12 protein-coding genes are annotated in these 16,477 nt (G+C 65.6%); 6 read left to right on the top strand and 6 right to left on the bottom strand.

The features are described from left to right. Positions 1–151: 151 nt before the first annotated feature. A complete protein-coding gene (locus XH98_RS20870) occupies positions 152–2,002 on the top strand; it encodes a sigma-54-dependent Fis family transcriptional regulator (RefSeq protein WP_271619745.1) in 1,851 nt (616 codons plus the stop codon). 654 nt (positions 2,003–2,656) lie between these two features. On the opposite strand, the gene XH98_RS20865 is transcribed toward XH98_RS20870, so the two are convergent. Together XH98_RS20865 and XH98_RS20860 are read right to left on the bottom strand one after the other, a co-directional pair. After that, the gene (locus XH98_RS20865) at positions 2,657–3,211 is read right to left on the bottom strand and encodes a flavin reductase family protein (RefSeq protein WP_271619744.1); all 555 of its coding nucleotides are present in this window, start codon (positions 3,209–3,211) and stop codon (positions 2,657–2,659) included. A gap of 57 nt (positions 3,212–3,268) precedes the next feature. Continuing rightward, positions 3,269–4,366, bottom strand: coding sequence for an LLM class flavin-dependent oxidoreductase (locus tag XH98_RS20860; protein ID WP_271598386.1), 1,098 nt, complete (start codon positions 4,364–4,366; stop codon positions 3,269–3,271). A 219-nt stretch (positions 4,367–4,585) separates the two neighbouring features. On the opposite strand from XH98_RS20860, the gene XH98_RS20855 reads away from it, so the two are divergent. From XH98_RS20855 to poxB, 3 genes are all read left to right on the top strand, one after another. Next, the gene (locus XH98_RS20855) at positions 4,586–5,500 is read left to right on the top strand and encodes a 2-dehydro-3-deoxygalactonokinase (RefSeq protein WP_271619743.1); all 915 of its coding nucleotides are present in this window, start codon (positions 4,586–4,588) and stop codon (positions 5,498–5,500) included. Positions 5,501–5,513: 13 nt separating this feature from the next. Then, positions 5,514–6,146, top strand: a complete 633-nt coding sequence (locus tag XH98_RS20850) for a 2-dehydro-3-deoxy-6-phosphogalactonate aldolase (protein WP_271619742.1) — start codon at positions 5,514–5,516, stop codon at positions 6,144–6,146. An 80-nt stretch (positions 6,147–6,226) separates the two neighbouring features. Then, positions 6,227–7,963 carry a ubiquinone-dependent pyruvate dehydrogenase gene (gene poxB / locus XH98_RS20845; protein WP_271619741.1) on the top strand — a complete coding sequence of 579 codons (1,737 nt, stop codon included), beginning with the start codon at positions 6,227–6,229 and terminating at the stop codon, positions 7,961–7,963. A 53-nt stretch (positions 7,964–8,016) separates the two neighbouring features. Here the strand turns inward: poxB and XH98_RS20840 are convergent, their stop codons facing one another. Both XH98_RS20840 and XH98_RS20835 read right to left on the bottom strand, forming a co-directional pair. Further along, positions 8,017–8,382, bottom strand: a complete 366-nt coding sequence (locus tag XH98_RS20840; protein WP_271619740.1) for a hypothetical protein — start codon at positions 8,380–8,382, stop codon at positions 8,017–8,019. A 79-nt stretch (positions 8,383–8,461) separates the two neighbouring features. Then, positions 8,462–9,370: a PaaI family thioesterase gene (locus XH98_RS20835; protein ID WP_271619739.1), complete on the bottom strand. Its 909-nt coding sequence runs from the start codon at positions 9,368–9,370 to the stop codon at positions 8,462–8,464. A 132-nt stretch (positions 9,371–9,502) separates the two neighbouring features. Between XH98_RS20835 and XH98_RS20830 the strand changes: the two genes are divergently transcribed. Continuing rightward, positions 9,503–9,820, top strand: coding sequence for a hypothetical protein (locus tag XH98_RS20830; RefSeq protein ID WP_271598392.1), 318 nt, complete (start codon positions 9,503–9,505; stop codon positions 9,818–9,820). A gap of 122 nt (positions 9,821–9,942) precedes the next feature. Here XH98_RS20830 and XH98_RS20825 read toward each other — a convergent pair whose 3' ends face one another. Beyond that, positions 9,943–11,412: an amidase gene (locus XH98_RS20825; protein WP_271619738.1), complete on the bottom strand. Its 1,470-nt coding sequence runs from the start codon at positions 11,410–11,412 to the stop codon at positions 9,943–9,945. A 220-nt stretch (positions 11,413–11,632) separates the two neighbouring features. After that, complete coding sequence (locus XH98_RS20820) at positions 11,633–12,742, bottom strand: ring-opening amidohydrolase (RefSeq protein WP_271619737.1); 1,110 nt, start codon at positions 12,740–12,742, stop codon at positions 11,633–11,635. 1,256 nt (positions 12,743–13,998) lie between these two features. On the opposite strand from XH98_RS20820, the gene XH98_RS20815 reads away from it, so the two are divergent. After that, entirely contained in the window at positions 13,999–16,332 is a 2,334-nt protein-coding gene (locus XH98_RS20815; protein ID WP_271619736.1) for a Tex family protein, read from the top strand. The last annotated feature ends 145 nt before the right edge of the window (positions 16,333–16,477 follow it).

Genomic DNA, 16,477 nt, shown 5'->3' with positions numbered 1-16,477 from the left:
TCCGGGGCGCGCGTTAGCGCGAACCCGGAATCTCGAGATTCCGGGTTCGGCTCTTCGAGCCGCCCCGGAATGACTGCGAAACCGGTTCCCGATTGACATCCCCGCCTGTGGTGCCAACTTTGCACAATAATACAGGGTGGAGACGTCCGCGATGGCCAGCCTTTCGGCCTCGAACCATGTCGCCCGTGTCTTGTCCGTGGCCAATCAATTGGCCGAGGTCGACGCCTCCTCGCGCATCGAAAATTCCTGGCGGCGCTGCCTGATCAATCACAAGCTGGACCCCGCCCGTCTGGGCCCGCCGCAGACGCTCACCGAAGCCGAGATACGTCACGTCGCCGAGCCGATGGAAGAGACCATCCGGCTGCTGACGCCCGAGCTCGACGATCTCGCCCGCGTGCTGCGCGACGCCGGCTATTGCGTCAATCTGGCCGATGCCAACGCGACCATGCTGTTCAGCCGCCTGCCTGGAGAGGCCGACGCGCGGATGTTCATGGACTGGAAGATCTATACCGGCTCGAACTTTGCCGAGACCTTCGAGGGCACCAATGGCCTCGGCACCTGCCTCGCCGAGCAGAAGCCGATCCTGGTGCATCGCGACGAGCATTTTCGCGCGCAGTGGCACATGTTCTCCTGCGCCGTTGCACCGCTGTTCGACCAGGCCGGGCACCTCGCCGGCGCGGTCAACATCACCTCCTGCCGCGCGGATCTCGAGCGCGCCGCGCATCAGCTCGCGCTCGCGGTGACCATGGAAGCGACCCGGCGGATGGAAGGCGCGATCTTCCGCGATCACTTCCGCAATGCCTGGATCGCGACCGTGCCCGGCGATGGCGGCAGCGGCCTGCTCGCCTACGACGATGACCGCCGCATCGTCGGCGCCTGCCGCTCGGCGCGCGCCTTGCTGGGTCTCACCGACGGCCTGATTGCCTCAGGCATCGATCTGGCGCGCTACATCAAGCACGATCATACGCGCAACGCGGACGAGATCGTCGAGCTGCGCCGCGCTGATGGCCGGCCGCTGGGCCAGAGCCATGTCTCCCCGCCGCTGCGCGCAAGATCTGCCCCGCTGCGTCACGATGCGCCCGTCGATCGCTTCGACGCGCTGCATCGGCTGGCCGGGCGTGATCCCGGGATGGTCAAGAGCGTGAAGCGCCTGAAGAGCATCGGCGATCATAATCTGCCGGTGCTGCTGCATGGCGAGACCGGCGTCGGCAAGGACGTGTTCGCTCGCGCCATTCACGCCGCCAGCAACCGCGCGCGCAACAATTACGTCGCGCTGAATTGCGCGGCGATGCCGGAGAGCCTGATCGATGCCGAGCTGTTCGGCTATGAGGCCGGTGCCTTCACCGGCGCGCGGCGCGACGGCTCGAAGGGCCTGATCGTGCAGGCCGATGGCGGCACGCTGTTCCTGGACGAGATCGGCGACATGCCGATCGCGTTGCAGACACGGCTCTTGCGCGTGCTGGAAAACCGCGAGGTCTGGCCGCTCGGCGCGCTCAAGCCTGTCGCCGTCGATATCCGCCTGATCAGCGCCACCCATCGCGATCTCGGCCGCATGGCGGAGGAGGGGGCTTTCCGTGCCGACCTCTATTTCCGCCTGCGCGGCATGGAGGTGCACCTGCCCGCCTTGCGCGACCGCGCCGACCGCGACGACATCATCAGCAAGATCGCGCGCGAGGAGGCGCCGAACTGCCGCCTCTCGCCTGAGGCTTGGGCGCGGCTCTCGGCCTATCCCTACCCCGGCAACATGCGCCAGCTCCGCCACGTGCTGCGCCTCGCCGGCTGCACGGCGGAGGACGGCGTCATCACCGATGCCGATCTCGACCTGCCGCCTTTCGGCGGGAGAACTGCGGAGAGCGATCTCGCAACGGCCGAGCGCGCCACGATCATCGAGGCGCTCCGCAAGCACAGCGGCCGCGTCACCGAAGCCGCCCGCGCGCTGAAGCTCAGCCGCGCCACGCTGTACCGCAAGATCAAGCAGCTGAAGATCGAGACCGCGCGGTAGTGTCCAACCGCATGCAGCGACACGAGTGAGGGATATCTCTCCGCTGGCTCGGAATCGTAGGGTGGGCAAAGGCGCACTTGCGCCTTGCCCACCATCTCTCGCCGAATGTTGCAATACGTGGGCACGCTTCGCTTTGCCCACCCTACGATACCGTACTCGCGGCGAGAAGCGCTGCCCTTATGAAAATCCGTCCAGGTATCTGTCCGCTGGCTCGGAATCGTAGGGTGGGCAAAGGCGCACTTGCGCCGTGCCCACCATCTCTCGCCGAATGTTGCAATACGTGGGCGCGCTTCGCTTTGCCCACCCTACGATACTGTTTTCGCGTCGAGAAGCGCTGCCCTTATGAAAATCCGTCCAGGTAATCTGTCCGCTGGCTCGGAATTGTAGGGTGGGCAAAGGCGCACTTGCGCCGTGCCCACCATCTCTCGCCGAATGTTGCAGGACGTGGGCACGCTTCGCTTTGCCCACCCTACGATACCGTACTCGCGGCGAGAAGCGCTGCCCTTATGAAAATCCGTCCAGGCTCGGAATCGTAGGGTGGGCAAAGGCGCACTTGCGCCGTGCCCACCATCTCTCGCCGAATGTTGCAGGACGTGGGCACGCTTCGCTCTGCCCACCCTACGATACCGTACTTCGCGGCGAGAGGCGCGCCCCTCACGAAAAATCCGTCCAGCTCAGATGCCGTGAGTCGAGGTCGCCGACTGAAACGGTCTCGCGGATTTCCTGCGGCGTGTGGAAGCTGCTGCGCAAGTAAACCAGCGGCGCGGCCGCGGCCGAATGCGTCGCGCTGCGTACCTCGCCGACGAAGATCGAGTGCGTCTTCGTTTCGAACTCCTGCGCCAGCACGCAATCGAACGCCGCGACAGCGTCCGTCAAAACCGGCGCGCCTGTAGCACCGCGCGTCCATCGGCCGAAGGCAAAGCGGTCATCGCCATTGACGCCCTTCTGGCCGCTGAAGGTCAGCGCCAGCAACGCGTGATCCTCATGCAGGAAGTTGATCGCGAACGCGCCCTCCTCGCGGATGCGGGCGTGCGCGCTGGCGTTGCGGTTGACACAGACGATCAGCGACGGCGGATCGTCCGACAGCGAGGTTGCCGACGTCACCGTCAATCCGGTGCGCTTGCCGTGCTCGGCGCCGACAGTGACCAGCGCAACCGCGCCTGCGCATTGGCGCATCGCCTGCTTGAACTCCTTTGCGTCGACGCTCACGCGACAATCTCCGAAACAGAGGCGGGTGCGGCAGGTTCACGCCGCACCCGCGATGCGTCAAGCTGCCTTCTTCGCGGAGCCGAGATGCGTCAGGCGCGGCATCACCTCGTTCTTCAGCAGCGCGAGCGAGCGGTGCCAGGCTTCCGGCTTGTGCTTGTAGTCGAAGCCGAACACCAGCAGCACGCCGAAGCCGCCGACCTCGTCGTAGATCTTTTCGATCTTCTCGGCGACGGTCGAAGGCGAGCCGACGACCCAGTTCCGCTTGGCGCAATATTCGACCGTGACGTCGCTGTCGGGCACGTCAGGGGCGTGCTTGAGATAGTCCTTGAAGCCGAAATGGCCGAGCAACGGCAGGAAGTACTCGCTCATCATCCGGCCCATCATGTCGCCGGTCGAGAGCTTCCAGGCCTCTTCATCGGTGTCGGCGACGAACACCTCGCGCACCAGGCGCCAGTCCTGACGGTTCGGCTTGCGGCCGGTTTTCGCGGCGCCAATCTCGACCGAGTCCCAATGGCTGGAGACATAGGCCGGGTTGAGGTTGAGGCTCATGGGAATGAAGCCGCGCTCGCCCGCGAGCTTCAACGTGTCCGAGTTCTTCGACAGCCCCGCAACGCCGATCGGCGGATGCGGCGCCTGCAGCGGCTTGATGTGCGGTTTCAGGAAATCGAACATCGTGTCCGGCTTGGTCACCGTCCAGAATTTTCCTTTGTGGGTGAACGGCGCGGGCTCGGTCCATAGCTTCAGGATGATCTCCAGCGCCTCGCGCGTCATGTCGCGGTTCTGCCCGCTCATGCCGTCGACGTTGAACATCGCCCAGTCGCTCGGCAGCCCCGAAGCTGCGACACCGAAATTCAGCCGGCCCTCGGAGAGATGGTCCAGCATGGCGACGCGGTTGGCGAGCTCGGCCGGGTGGTGATAGGGCAGCAGGAAGCCGCCCGGTCCGATCCGCATACGCTTGGTCTGCATCAGGGCCTGCGCGATCAAGAGGTCCGGCGTGGGATTGGGTTCCCAGGGCGCGGTGTGGTGCTCGCCGACCCAGGCCTCCTGATAGCCGAGCTCGTCGAGCCAGCGCATGACCTGCAGGTCCCAGTCATGTCCTTCCTTCAACCCGCACTCCGGCGGATGCGAAGGCATCGTGAAATAGCCGATCTCCATGGGTTTCCTCATCTGATGTTGACGCGTCTTGCTGCGCGTTCGCTGGCGTGAACAGGAACAGCTTCAGCAAGCGGTGTGCCAGCGCGCCCCATGCCCGACCTTGCGAGAAAACGCTGGTTTAGGGCCGCAATTGCCGATATTCCCGGGACAGATTTGCCGGGATGCCGTCGCGTTGTCGTGAGACGGCGTCTCAGCCGTGAGACGAGGATACGTTTCGAAATGACCGAACCCGCTTATGTCGCGGTGGACTGGGGCACCAGCAGCTTCCGGCTCTGGCTGGTCGATCGCGCCGGACGCGTGCTCGCCGAGCGCCGCAGCGACGAGGGCATGCTGGCGGCGGCCAAGGCCGGCTTCCCCGGCGTGCTGCAAGCGCATCTTGCTGCCGTGAGCGCGCCCGATCATCTGCCGGTCCTGGTCTGCGGCATGGCCGGCGCCAAGACCGGCTGGGTCGAGGCCGGCTATGTCGACACGCCGGCGCCGCTCGCGGCGATCCTGAAGCAGGCCGCGCGCGTTCCCGGCGCGGCGCGTGACATCCGAATCCTGCCCGGCATCGCACAGCGCGACAAAGTCGCCCCCGACGTGATGCGCGGCGAGGAGACGCAGTTGCTCGGCGCACTCGGTCTCGAGGCCGCAGGCGAGACACTGGTCTGCATGCCCGGCACCCATTCCAAATGGGTGCGGGTCAAGGACGGCACCGTCGCGCATTTCTCCACCTTCATGACCGGCGAGCTGTTCAGCGTCGTCTCGCGCGAGACCATCCTGTCGCTCGCCGTCGCCGGCGCCGACGAAGCCGAGGACACCGCGAGCTTCAAGACGGCCGTGAAAGCCGCGTTCGCGGCGCCGGCCTTCGCCGCCAATCTCCTGTTCACGGCGCGATCGCGGCAGCTGCTGTTCGGCGGCACGCCGGCCGCCGCGCGCGAGACGTTGTCGGGCACGCTGATCGGCACGGAGCTGGCGGCGGGTCTTTCCGGCAGCGTGCCGAAGGCCGGCATCACGCTGATTGCGTCGGGTCGCCTTGCGACGCTTTACCGGCAGGCTTTCGATGCACTGTCGGTCAATGTGACTCCGATCGATGCCGATGAAGCAGTTCGCCGCGGCCTGTCGATGGCGGCTGCTGCGATCTGGACGAAGTAGAAGGATTTTTGAAATGAGCGTTCCCTTTCCGCCGATGCAGCGGCCCCTGGTCGCGATCCTGCGCGGCGTCAAGCCGGAGGAGACCGAGGCCGTCGTCGGCGTGCTGATCGAAGCCGGCATGACCGCGATCGAGATCCCCTTGAACTCGCCCGATCCGTTCCGTTCCATCGGCCTTGCGGCAAAGCTCGCGCCATCGGGCATGCTGATCGGCGCCGGCACGGTGCTGTCAGCTGCGGATGTCGATCGCCTCAACGACGTCGGTGGCAGGCTCATGGTCTCGCCGAATGTCGACACCGACGTGCTGGCGCGCGCGCATCAGCACGGCATGGTGACGCTGCCCGGCGTGTTCTCGCCGACCGAGGCGCTGCTCGCGGCGCGCTCCGGCGCATCGGGCCTGAAGTTCTTCCCGGCAAGCGTGCTCGGCGCCTCCGGCATCGCCGCGATCCGCGCCGTGCTTCCCGCAGGCGTGATGATCGCCGCCGTCGGCGGCGTCTCCGATCAGAATTTTGCCGAGTACATCAAGGCCGGCGTCACCGCTTTCGGCCTCGGCTCCAGCCTCTATAAGCCCGGCATGTCGGCCGCCGATGTCGCCGCCCGCGCGAAGGTGACGATCGAGGCCTACGATCGGGCGATTGCGAAAGACTGACGCGGCAATAAACAAGCCGTGATGCCGTCACGCTGGTGCGTTGTCCTATCTTGCGTAACTTGCGAGATCAGGAGACCGACATGGCGATCAACAACATAGCCGATCTGTTCGTGGCAACGCTCGAACAGGCCGGCGTCAAGCGCATCTACGGCATTGTCGGCGACAGCCTGAATGGTCTGACCGAGGCGCTGCGCCGCCGCGGCACCATCGCATGGATCCACGTCCGCCATGAGGAGGTCGCGGCGTTCGCGGCCGCTGGCGAGGCCGAGATGACGGGCAGCCTTGCGGTCTGCGCCGGCTCCTGCGGCCCGGGCAATCTGCATCTGATCAACGGCCTGTTCGACGCGCATCGCAGCCGCGTGCCGGTGCTGGCGATCGCGGCGCAGATTCCGTCGGCCGAAATCGGCGGCGGCTACTTTCAGGAAACCCATCCGCAAAGCCTGTTTCGCGAATGCAGCCATTATTGCGAGCTGATCTCCGATCCGAGCCAGCTCCCCTTCGTGCTGGAGAATGCGATCCGCGCGGCCGTAGGCCTGCGCGGCGTTGCCGTGGTCGCGATGCCCGGCGATGTCGCGTTTCGCTCACCGCCGAAGCGCGCGATCTCCACGGCCCGCGGGCTTGCGCTCGCCGCGCCGAAGGTCGTGCCGCAGGCTGCCGAGGTGAAGGCGCTCGCCGATCTGCTCAACGGCGCCGAGCGTATCACGCTGTTCTGCGGCCGCGGCTGCGCCGGCGCGCATGTGCCGCTGATGCAGCTTGCAGAAAGTCTGAAGAGCCCGATCGTGCACGCCCTCGGCGGCAAGGAGCATGTCGAATACGACAACCCCTACGACGTCGGCATGACCGGCTTCATCGGCTTCTCCTCCGGCTATGCCGCCATGCACGCCTGCGACGCCCTGGTGATGCTCGGCACCGACTTTCCCTACAAGCAGTTCCTTCCCACGGACGCCAAGATCGCGCAGATCGACATCCGTCCGGAAAATCTGGGACGGCGTGCCAAGATTGATCTCGGCGTCGTCGGCGACGTCAAGCTCACCATCGAAGCGCTGTTGCCGCTGCTCAAGACCAAGACGCAGCGCAGGCATCTCGACGATGCCATCGCACATTACAAGAAGGCGCGCGAAGGCCTGGACTCACTTGCGAAGGGTACGCCCGGCAGCAAACCGATCCACCCGCAATATCTGGCAAAGGTCATCAGCGACCAGGCCTCCAACGACGCCGTGTTCACGGCCGATGTCGGCACGCCCACGGTGTGGGCGGCGCGCTACCTCACCATGAACGGCCGCCGCCGGCTGATCGGCTCTTTCGTGCACGGCTCGATGGCCAACGCCATGCCGCAGGCGATCGGCGCGCAGGCCGCCCAGCCCGGCCGCCAGGTGATCTCGCTGTCGGGCGACGGCGGCTTCACCATGCTGATGGGCGATCTGATCACGCTGACGCAAGAAAAGCTGCCGGTAAAGATCGTTGTCTTCAACAATGGCGTGCTCGGCTTCGTTGCGCTGGAGATGAAGGCCGCAGGCTTCGTCGACACCAATGTCGATCTGGAGAATCCTGATTTCGCGGCGATGGCGCGCGCGATGGGCATCTTTGCAAGGCGCGTCGAGGACCCCGGCGAGCTCCCCGGCGCGATGAAGGAGATGCTGGCGCATAACGGCCCGGCGCTGCTCGATGTCGTCACCGCCAAGCAGGAGCTGTCGATGCCGCCGACCATCACGGCCGAGCAGGTCAAGGGCTTTAGCCTCTGGGTGCTGCGCGCCGTGATGAGCGGCCGCGGCGACGAGGTGATCGACCTTGCGAAGACGAACCTGCTGTCGCGTTGATCTGGGCCGAAGGGGTTGATTCACCTCTCCCGCTGGAGAGAGGTGAACAACCCTCAGCCGCGCTTTACCGACGGCGCCGGGAGCTGCTCATGGCGGCGCTGGAAGCGCTGCCAGTGCAGCACGATGCCGATCAGCGTCGCCGGCACGAAGCCGAGCAGCAGCAGCCAGAGCGGTAATTCCTTCGGCGAGATGAAGGCGATGGCGATGTCGGAGATCAGCCAGAGCGCTGCGAACATCACCGCGAAATCCGTGCGCGGGCAGCGCAGATAATAGAACACGGCGGTGATGACGATGGCGGGCGCGATCGCAATCGCGATCATGACCGCCGTCAGCTCCTTCGGCGTCACCGCGTCGAGCACCATCGAGGCCAGCAGCCAGATGGCGGCAAACATGGCGATGATGTCGATCGGATGCCGCAAGCGAATACCTCTCGATGGAACGCGCTATGGTGGGGCCCCAACGTTCGACGTCAAGCCCGTTCCGTCAAGTCAAATACGCCTATTCCTCGTCGCTGCCGGGCGTCGGACGCAGCATGAAATGACCGAAGGCGGACGCAATCGGCTTGGCCGGATCGTCCTGCCAGGCCCGCGCCTCGAAGGCGACGATACGCCGTCCCTGTTTCACGATCGAGACATTGGCCATCGTGTCCAATGCCCGGCCGGAGCGCAAATAATTGACGGTGAGCCCGATCGGCTTCGGCAGCGTCGCGATCCCGAGCTCGCGCCGCACGCCAAGAATCGCCGTCGTCTCGAGGAAGGCGCCGGTCATGCCGCCATGGATCGCAGGCAGGATCGGATTGCCGACGATCTTTGGCGAGAACGGCATGGTCAGCGTGCCGTCATCATTGACGCGAATGCCGAGGGCGCGCGCGAACGGGCTGCTCGCGAACGGGCCGTCCGGATCATCAGGCGCCTCCAGCGTCGGAATGCTGCGCGAGTCCATGCGGCGGTCCGCCAGCATGTTGGTGCGATTGGCGCCGATCATGAAGCAGGCGGTGGCGGTTGCCACCGGATCGTCCTCGGTCTCCTGGTAGGCCGTGGCGCGCACGAAGGCGATCGAGCGCGTGGTGCGGTAGCAGACCGAATGCGCCTTGATGGCGAGCCCCGGCGTTGCCGGCTTCTGGTAGTCGATGCGCAGGTCCAGCGTTGCGATCGCGCTGGTGCCGTCGAGCGCCAGCTGCACCGCCATGCCGCAGCTCTCGTCCAGCATCGCGGTGACGACGCCGCCATGCAGCACGCCGGTTTCGGTGTTGCCGACGAAGACAGGGCGGTAGGGCAGGCTCGACCAGGCCTCGCCAGGCGCGAACCGGTCGAGCTGGAGCCCGCTGATATGGCCGTAATCGGAACGGCGGCCCTTGATGGCCTCGGCAAGTTCCTCGAACGGAAGTGAGGTCGATGAGTTGGACATGGTGATGTTCTAGACCAGTCGAGGCCCCGCGCAAAACCCCGCATGCGAAGCTGGCAGGCAGGTTTGGCCTCGACAGCGCCTGCCGAAGCAACGATGGTGGGCGTCCGTTCCCTGCCTCGCGAGGAGTACCCCATGGCCGATCCCGAAACACCAGCCGCCAAAGAGGGGCCCGTCACCATTTCGACCTCGAGCTCGGAGCGCGCGCCGATCATCTATTTCGACGGCGCGTCCTGCTTTGGCCATCACAACGGCGCCATCCAGATCGAGCTGGCCGCAAATCTCCTGATGCCTGTCGGCGCCGCCGTCAGGGTCGACGTGGTCCAGACCGCGCACTTACGCTGCAGCGCGGCCGCGGCGCTGGCCTTGCGCGAAGCGCTCGACAAGGCGCTCGCGATGCTCAAGCTCGGTCAGCAGCAGCCGGAGGACGCGATTCCAGCGGTGAAGAACTAGGGCCGACATTTAGACGTGTGCGTAGCCCGGATGGAGCGAAGCGTCATCCGGGAATCTTGGAGCCGCCCCCGGATTGCGCTTCGCTCCATCCGGGCTACGAAGCTGCACAGATCGGCTCTGCCTCAGCCGACATGCACCTTCGGCTTCTTCCCGCCGTTCCACTTGCCGTCCAGCGCGCGCTCGATCTGGGCGGCGAGTTGCAGCAGGAGGCCGTCATTGGCCTGCTTGGCGATCGCCTGGATGCCGAGCGGCAGGCCGTGATCTTGGGCAGCCATCGGCAGCGAGATCGCCGGGATGCCGCAGAGATTGCCGAGCGGCGTGAAGGCGAAGAAGCGCCAGAGATTGCCGAACCAGTCGAGCACGTCAGGATTATCCGAGGTGGTGAGATATTGCTTGGTGCCGACCTTCGGCGTCGGCAACGCCGTGATCGGCGTCAGGATCACGTCCCACTGCTCGAAGAAACTGCCAAAGCCGCGCGAGGTCGTGTTGAACACGGCCTGCATCTTGGCCCGGTCGGCAAAGCTGGTATGAAGCCCGGCTTCCCAGATCCGGATGTTCATCGGCTCGATCAGGTCTTCCGGCGGGCGCTCCAGCCCGCGTGCGGCGAGCATGTTGGAGATCACGACCGAGAAGTTCGAGATGTAGCAGGTGGTCTGCGCGGCGAAGGCGGCGCGGAAATCGAGCTCGGGCAGCGCATAGTCGACATGATGACCGAGGCCTTCGAGGAAGCGGCCGGTCTTCTCCAGCTCGGCCTTGATCTCTGATGTCGCCGTGTAGTCGCCCCAGGTGTGAGACAGCGCGATGCGCAGTTTTGACGGATCGCGCTTGATCATCTCGCTGTAGGGCTGCGCCGTGGTCCAGAACGGCATGAACTCGCCCGGGGCGGGCCCGCGGGCATGGTCGACGAACGCCGCGGTGTCGCGCACGGTGCGCGACTGGCAGCCCTGGATCGAGACGAGGCCGGTGAGGTCGGACATGTGCGGCGCCAGCGAGAACACGCCGCGCGAGACCTTCAGCCCGATATTGCCGTTGACGCCGGCGGGAATGCGGATCGAGCCGCCGCCATCGGTCGCGTGCGCGATCGGCACCACGCCGGCCGCGACCATCGCGGCGCTGCCCGCCGACGAGCCGCAGGTGGTGTAATCGGTATTCCAGGGATTGCGCGTGACGTAAACAGCGGGATTGTCGGCCGACGAGCATACGCCGAATTCCGGCGTCGTGGTGCGCCCGATCAGGTTGAGTCCTGCCTGGCGGAATTTGCCGGTCAGGAACGTGTCGGCCGCGGCGCGATTGCCGCGCATCAACAGCGAGCCCATCTCCTGCAGCCGGCCCTTCATGGTCGGTCCCAGATCCTTCATCAGGAAGGGCAGGCCGGCGAAGGGGCCTGCGAGATTGGCACCATCCTTGGCGGGATCGGCGATCACGTCGTCGAACAGCTCGACCACGCCCGACAGCGTCGGATTGACCTTGGCGACGGCGGCGGCGGCCTGCCGTGCCAGCTCCTTTGCCGACAGCTCGCCCTTGCGGACGCGGGCCGCAAGGCCAACGCCATCGTGCTGCGCCCATTCGTTCCAGCTCATCGGCAAGGTCATGAAGTCAAAATCCCCTAAGATGCGGCGTCACCTTTTTCGCAAGGGCCCGCCTGAATCAACTGAGCCGGCGCGAAGGGCAGGGTTGCGCCGGGCGGAGGGGTGGCCTCTCATAAAACATGATCCGGAAAAGTGTGAAGCGGGTTTCCCGCGACAAACGCGGAACGCGTTTGCGCTGAGATCATGCTCAAACAACAAGCTAAAGCGCGATGTCAATCGCGCTTTAGGAGAGCCGCGCGATCACCGCAACCGGGCCGCCACCGGCAGGTCCCTGATGCTCGGCGCCGCCGGAGACGTAGACCGCGCTGGTCCCGGCAAGGCCGGCGATCAGGCCGCCGACGGCCGCGCGGGCGTGGCGTGTCGAGCTGATGTCGGTGTCCTCGAGCATGGTGTGGCGGAGGCCGCGCACGGTGCCGTCAGGCGAAGCCTCCGCCTTGGCGAAGACGTTGACGAGCTCGCGGCCTGCTTTTGCCTGCGCGCCAGCCCTGATTCCGACGCTGCCCAGCGCCTCAGTCACCGCGGCGGCATCGATGGCGTCGCTCATCACGGCGTGCCCGATCTCGAATTCGCTCGCGGACGTCCCCGAATTGCCGAGCACGATGACGACGTTGTGCATCAGTTCGATCCCTGAAGAAGTCGAGGCCACCTTCGAGAACAGGTCGTAGCGCCGCAGCACGTCCTCATCGCGGATATCTGACGCGATTTCGCCGAGCGCGACTGCAACCCCGAGCGCCGAGGCGCCGCGCGAATAGGCCATCGAGCTGTAGGCGCTGATCGTCGCCGTCTTGTGGCCGCGCGCGGCGGCCGCCTCGACACGCTCGCTGGTCAGCAGCGGGCATTTGATCTGGACGAAATGAACATCAGTGGCATCGCTGATGCCGGCATCCGCCATCGCGGCCTTCACCGCGCTCGCGGTCTCGCTGATCTGTGCGGAACGGCCGAGCTCCTCGGGCAGGAAATCGCGGGTCTGTGCCATGCCGATGCTCAGGCGCTTGCCGGCGATGCCGGCGGGCGGCGTTTCGACCTGCTGGCGCGTGAACACCGTGAGGTGCGGGCTGAGCACGCCCTCGGTCCCGCCCGACATCACGAAGGCGATGCGCTGCTCGACCGCTTCAGGTGTCAGCGCGAGTTTTGGCGCCAGCGCGTTGCACAGCGCCGCGACGGCATATTCCCGGGTGAAATCATTGACGCCGCCATTGCCCTCGGTCTTGCCGAGGATCGCCAGGATCGAGGTGGGATCGATCGCGCCTTGCTGGATCAGCCGCATCAGTCCGGAGACATCGCCGGGGCCCTTGGTGGCGATCTTGAAGACGCCGACCGATGTGGTGCGCATGGAGTGTCCTATGAAGTTCGGTAGCCGGCGCGCCAGCCAGCCGCAGAACCGAGGTGGATGTCAAGGCCGTAGCCGGACGGAGCGCAGCGATATCAGGGACAACAAGCCCCGACCGTCATTCCGGGGCGCGCGTAGCGCGAACCCGGAATCCATCGTGCAGCGCGCTGTGACGGTGAATGGATTCCGGGCTCGCGCCAAGCGGCGCGCCCCGGAATGACGGGGTGGGAGCGGCTGCCGTCGGCTCCTGTTTCGTAATGCATCAAGCCATCTACTCAAAAATATTTCGCTTTACCGAAATTCGGATTTGTCGTATATTTCGCCCATCCTGATCCGGCGAAAAGGGGCGGTCGTACGTCGTCACGAGCCGCGGATCGGGCTGCGGTGGACGTGGGCAGCGTCGTCGCGGATGCGGGTCGCAGGGCGGGGCGATGGATTGAGCCGAGCCCCGTGAGCGACTTGCAAGCCGCGTTGTACGAACGGCGCCGAAGCCCTGCGAAGCGTCTTGGCGAAGCAGGGTCGTCCGCGTACGGCAAAACCGTGTGGTCCCGGCCGTCGTCGCTACGGTCAAGTCTTGCGGATGCGGCATCAGCGTCAACCGGCGCGGTGCCGGTGACTTCCGCAAGGCGAGGGAGGCCAGAAGGAATTCGGCTCCCGGGAGAGCACGGCATAAGCCGTCCGACCATCGCGCAGGGAAGGCCGTGTGTTCGGCACCACCTGTATGCTGCTGTGCGGTCTCCTTGCGCTATATCTTCGCGCAGCAGACCGCGGGTGCCTGCCGGCACCCGGCCTTCCCTGCGCCCTTTGATTGCAGAGGGAGCGAGCGTGAAGCAAAACTCGGGCGAAACGCGCCGCGAGGAGGCGAGGGTGTGCCCTACGATCTGGTGTCTGGCGCAATCTATCACCGTCACCCTGAGGTGCGCGCGCTGCGGCGCGATAGCGGCGCAGAGCAAGCCTTGAAGGGCGACGGCCCGGCTGCGGCAGCGGGGCCGTACATCCTTCGAGGCTCTCCGCACGGCGCGTTGCGCCGCGCGGCTCACACCTCAGGATGACGGAGCTAAATAATGTAAGCGAAGCAAGCAAAAGCCCCCGCGCCATCCCCACGATTGTGGCGAGATCGCATCGGTCTGGCAAAAAAATCCCTTGTCGACGGTTGCGCCCCGCACCTTGATGAATCAACCTCGGTTGGTCCATAAGCGGCGTCCCGCGGCCGGATTTCGGTCTGCGTCGCGTGCTTGGGAATAGAGAGGAAATCTCGCGTGGCCAATATCAACCAGAAAATTGCGCAGGAGCTTGGGGTACGGGCGGAGCAGGTCGAGGCGGCAGTGACGCTGCTCGACGGCGGCGCCACGGTTCCCTTCATCGCGCGCTACCGCAAGGAAGCGACCGGTGCGCTCGACGACGCGCAATTGCGCACCCTGGAGGAGCGCCTGGTTTACCTGCGCGAGCTCGAGGACCGCCGCAAGGCCATCCTCGAATCGGTCCGCGAGCAGGGCAAGCTCGATGCCGCGCTGGAAGCCTCGATCATGGCCGCGGACAGCAAGGCGCGCCTCGAAGACATCTATCTGCCGTTCAAGCCGAAGCGCCGCACCAAGGCGGAGATCGCCAAGGAAGCCGGCCTCGAGCCGCTCGCCAACCAGCTCCTCGCCGAGCCCGGCAACGATCCCAAGATCGTCGCAGAAAGCTTCATCAACGCCGAGAAGGGCGTTGCCGATGCCGCCGCCGCGCTCGACGGCGCCCGCGCCATTCTGGTCGAACGCTTCGACGAGGACGCCGATCTGATCGGGGCCTTGCGCGAAGACGTGTGGAGCAATGCGCGCATGGCCTCCAAGGTGCGCGACGGCAAGAAGACCGAGGGCGAAAAATTCGCCGACTATTTCGACTTCTCCGAGCCGCTGACGAAACTTCCCTCGCATAGAATTTTGGCGATGTTCCGCGGCGAGAAGGAAGAGATCCTCGATCTCCAGATCCAGGCCGAGGAAGCGCCGCCCGCCGGCGTGCCAGGCGCCTACGAGCTGAAGATCATGAAGCGGTTCGGCATCGCCGACCTCAAGCGTCCCGGCGACCGCTGGCTGATCGACACCGTGCGCTGGGCCTGGCGCACCAAGATCCAGGTGCATCTCAACATCGATTTGCGCATGCGGCTGTGGAACGCGGCCGAGACCGAGGCCGTGCGCGTGTTCGCCTCGAACCTGCGCGACCTGCTGCTGGCCGCGCCCGCCGGCACCCGTGTCACCATGGGGCTCGATCCCGGCTACCGCACCGGCGTCAAGGTTGCTGTCGTCGATGCCACCGGCAAGGTGGTCGACACCACCGCGATCTATCCGCACGAGCCGCAGCGGCAGTGGAACGAGTCGCTGGCAACGCTCGGCCGGCTCGCGATCAAGCATCGCGTCGAGCTGATCGCGATCGGCAACGGCACCGCCTCGCGCGAGACCGACAAGCTCGCGACCGAGCTGGTCAAAGGTCTCCCCGAGCTGAAGATGAGCAAGATCGTGGTGTCGGAAGCGGGCGCGTCGGTCTATTCCGCCTCGGCCTTCGCATCGGAGGAATTGCCGGGCCTCGACGTCACGCTCCGCGGCGCGGTCTCGATCGCCCGCCGCTTGCAGGATCCGCTCGCCGAGCTCGTCAAGATCGAGCCCAAGGCGATCGGCGTCGGCCAGTATCAGCACGATCTCGGCCAGGCCAAGCTCGCCAAATCACTCGATGCCGTGGTCGAAGACTGCGTGAACGCGGTTGGCGTCGACGTCAACACCGCCTCTGCGCCGCTGCTCGCGCGCGTGTCGGGCGTCGGCTCGGGCCTCGCCCAGAGCATCGTGGCGCATCGCGACGCCAACGGCCCGTTCAAGTCGCGCAAGGCGCTGAAGGATGTGCCGCGCCTCGGTCCAAAGGCGTTCGAGCAGTGCGCGGGCTTTTTGCGCATCCTCGGTGGCGAGGACCCGCTCGATGCTTCCGGCGTGCATCCGGAAGCCTATCCGGTGGTGCGCCGCATCCTCGCGGCGACCAAGAGCGACATCAAGGCGCTGATCGGCTCGAGCGAAATCGTGCGCACCTTGAAGCCGAAGGATTTCGTCGACGAGACCTTTGGTCTGCCGACCGTCACCGACATCTTGAAGGAACTGGAAAAGCCCGGCCGCGATCCGCGTCCGGCATTCAAGGCCGCGGTGTTCAAGGAGGGCGTCGAGGAGATCAAGGACCTTCAGAAGGGCATGATCCTGGAGGGTACCGTGACCAACGTCGCCGCCTTCGGTGCCTTCGTCGATATCGGCGTGCACCAGGACGGCCTGGTACACATCTCGGCGATGTCCAAGACCTTCATCAAGGATCCGCGCGAGGTGGTGAAGCCCGGCGACATCGTCAAGGTCAAGGTGCTGGACTTCGAGGTCGCCCGCAAACGCATCTCGCTGACGCTGCGCCTCGACGACGAGGTTGGGCCTAAGAAGGACGCTCCCGGCATGCAGCGCGACAACACGCGCAACACCAACCGCGTGATGTCGTCGGCCCCCCGCAAGCAGGAATCCTCCAGCGGCGGGGGTGCGCTCGCCGAGGCGATGCGCCGGGCCGCGGAGAAGAACAACGGCAAGCGGGCGTGACATCTTAACTTCTCCCCGCTCTTCGGCGGGGAGAGCATGCATCCTAACATCCGCGTCAGAATCTGGCGCGCTTGTAAGTTGAAGCTGCCCGTCCGTTCCTCTCTGATCCCTCCGGTGCGGCAGCGATATCGCCGCGCAGCACGGA

This window comes from Bradyrhizobium sp. CCBAU 51745, from assembly GCF_028128715.1.
GTDB classification, from domain to species: Bacteria; Pseudomonadota; Alphaproteobacteria; order Rhizobiales; family Xanthobacteraceae; genus Bradyrhizobium; species Bradyrhizobium manausense.
Note: the sequence above shows the minus strand (reverse complement) of the source record. Positions and strands in the feature narration are given on the sequence as shown.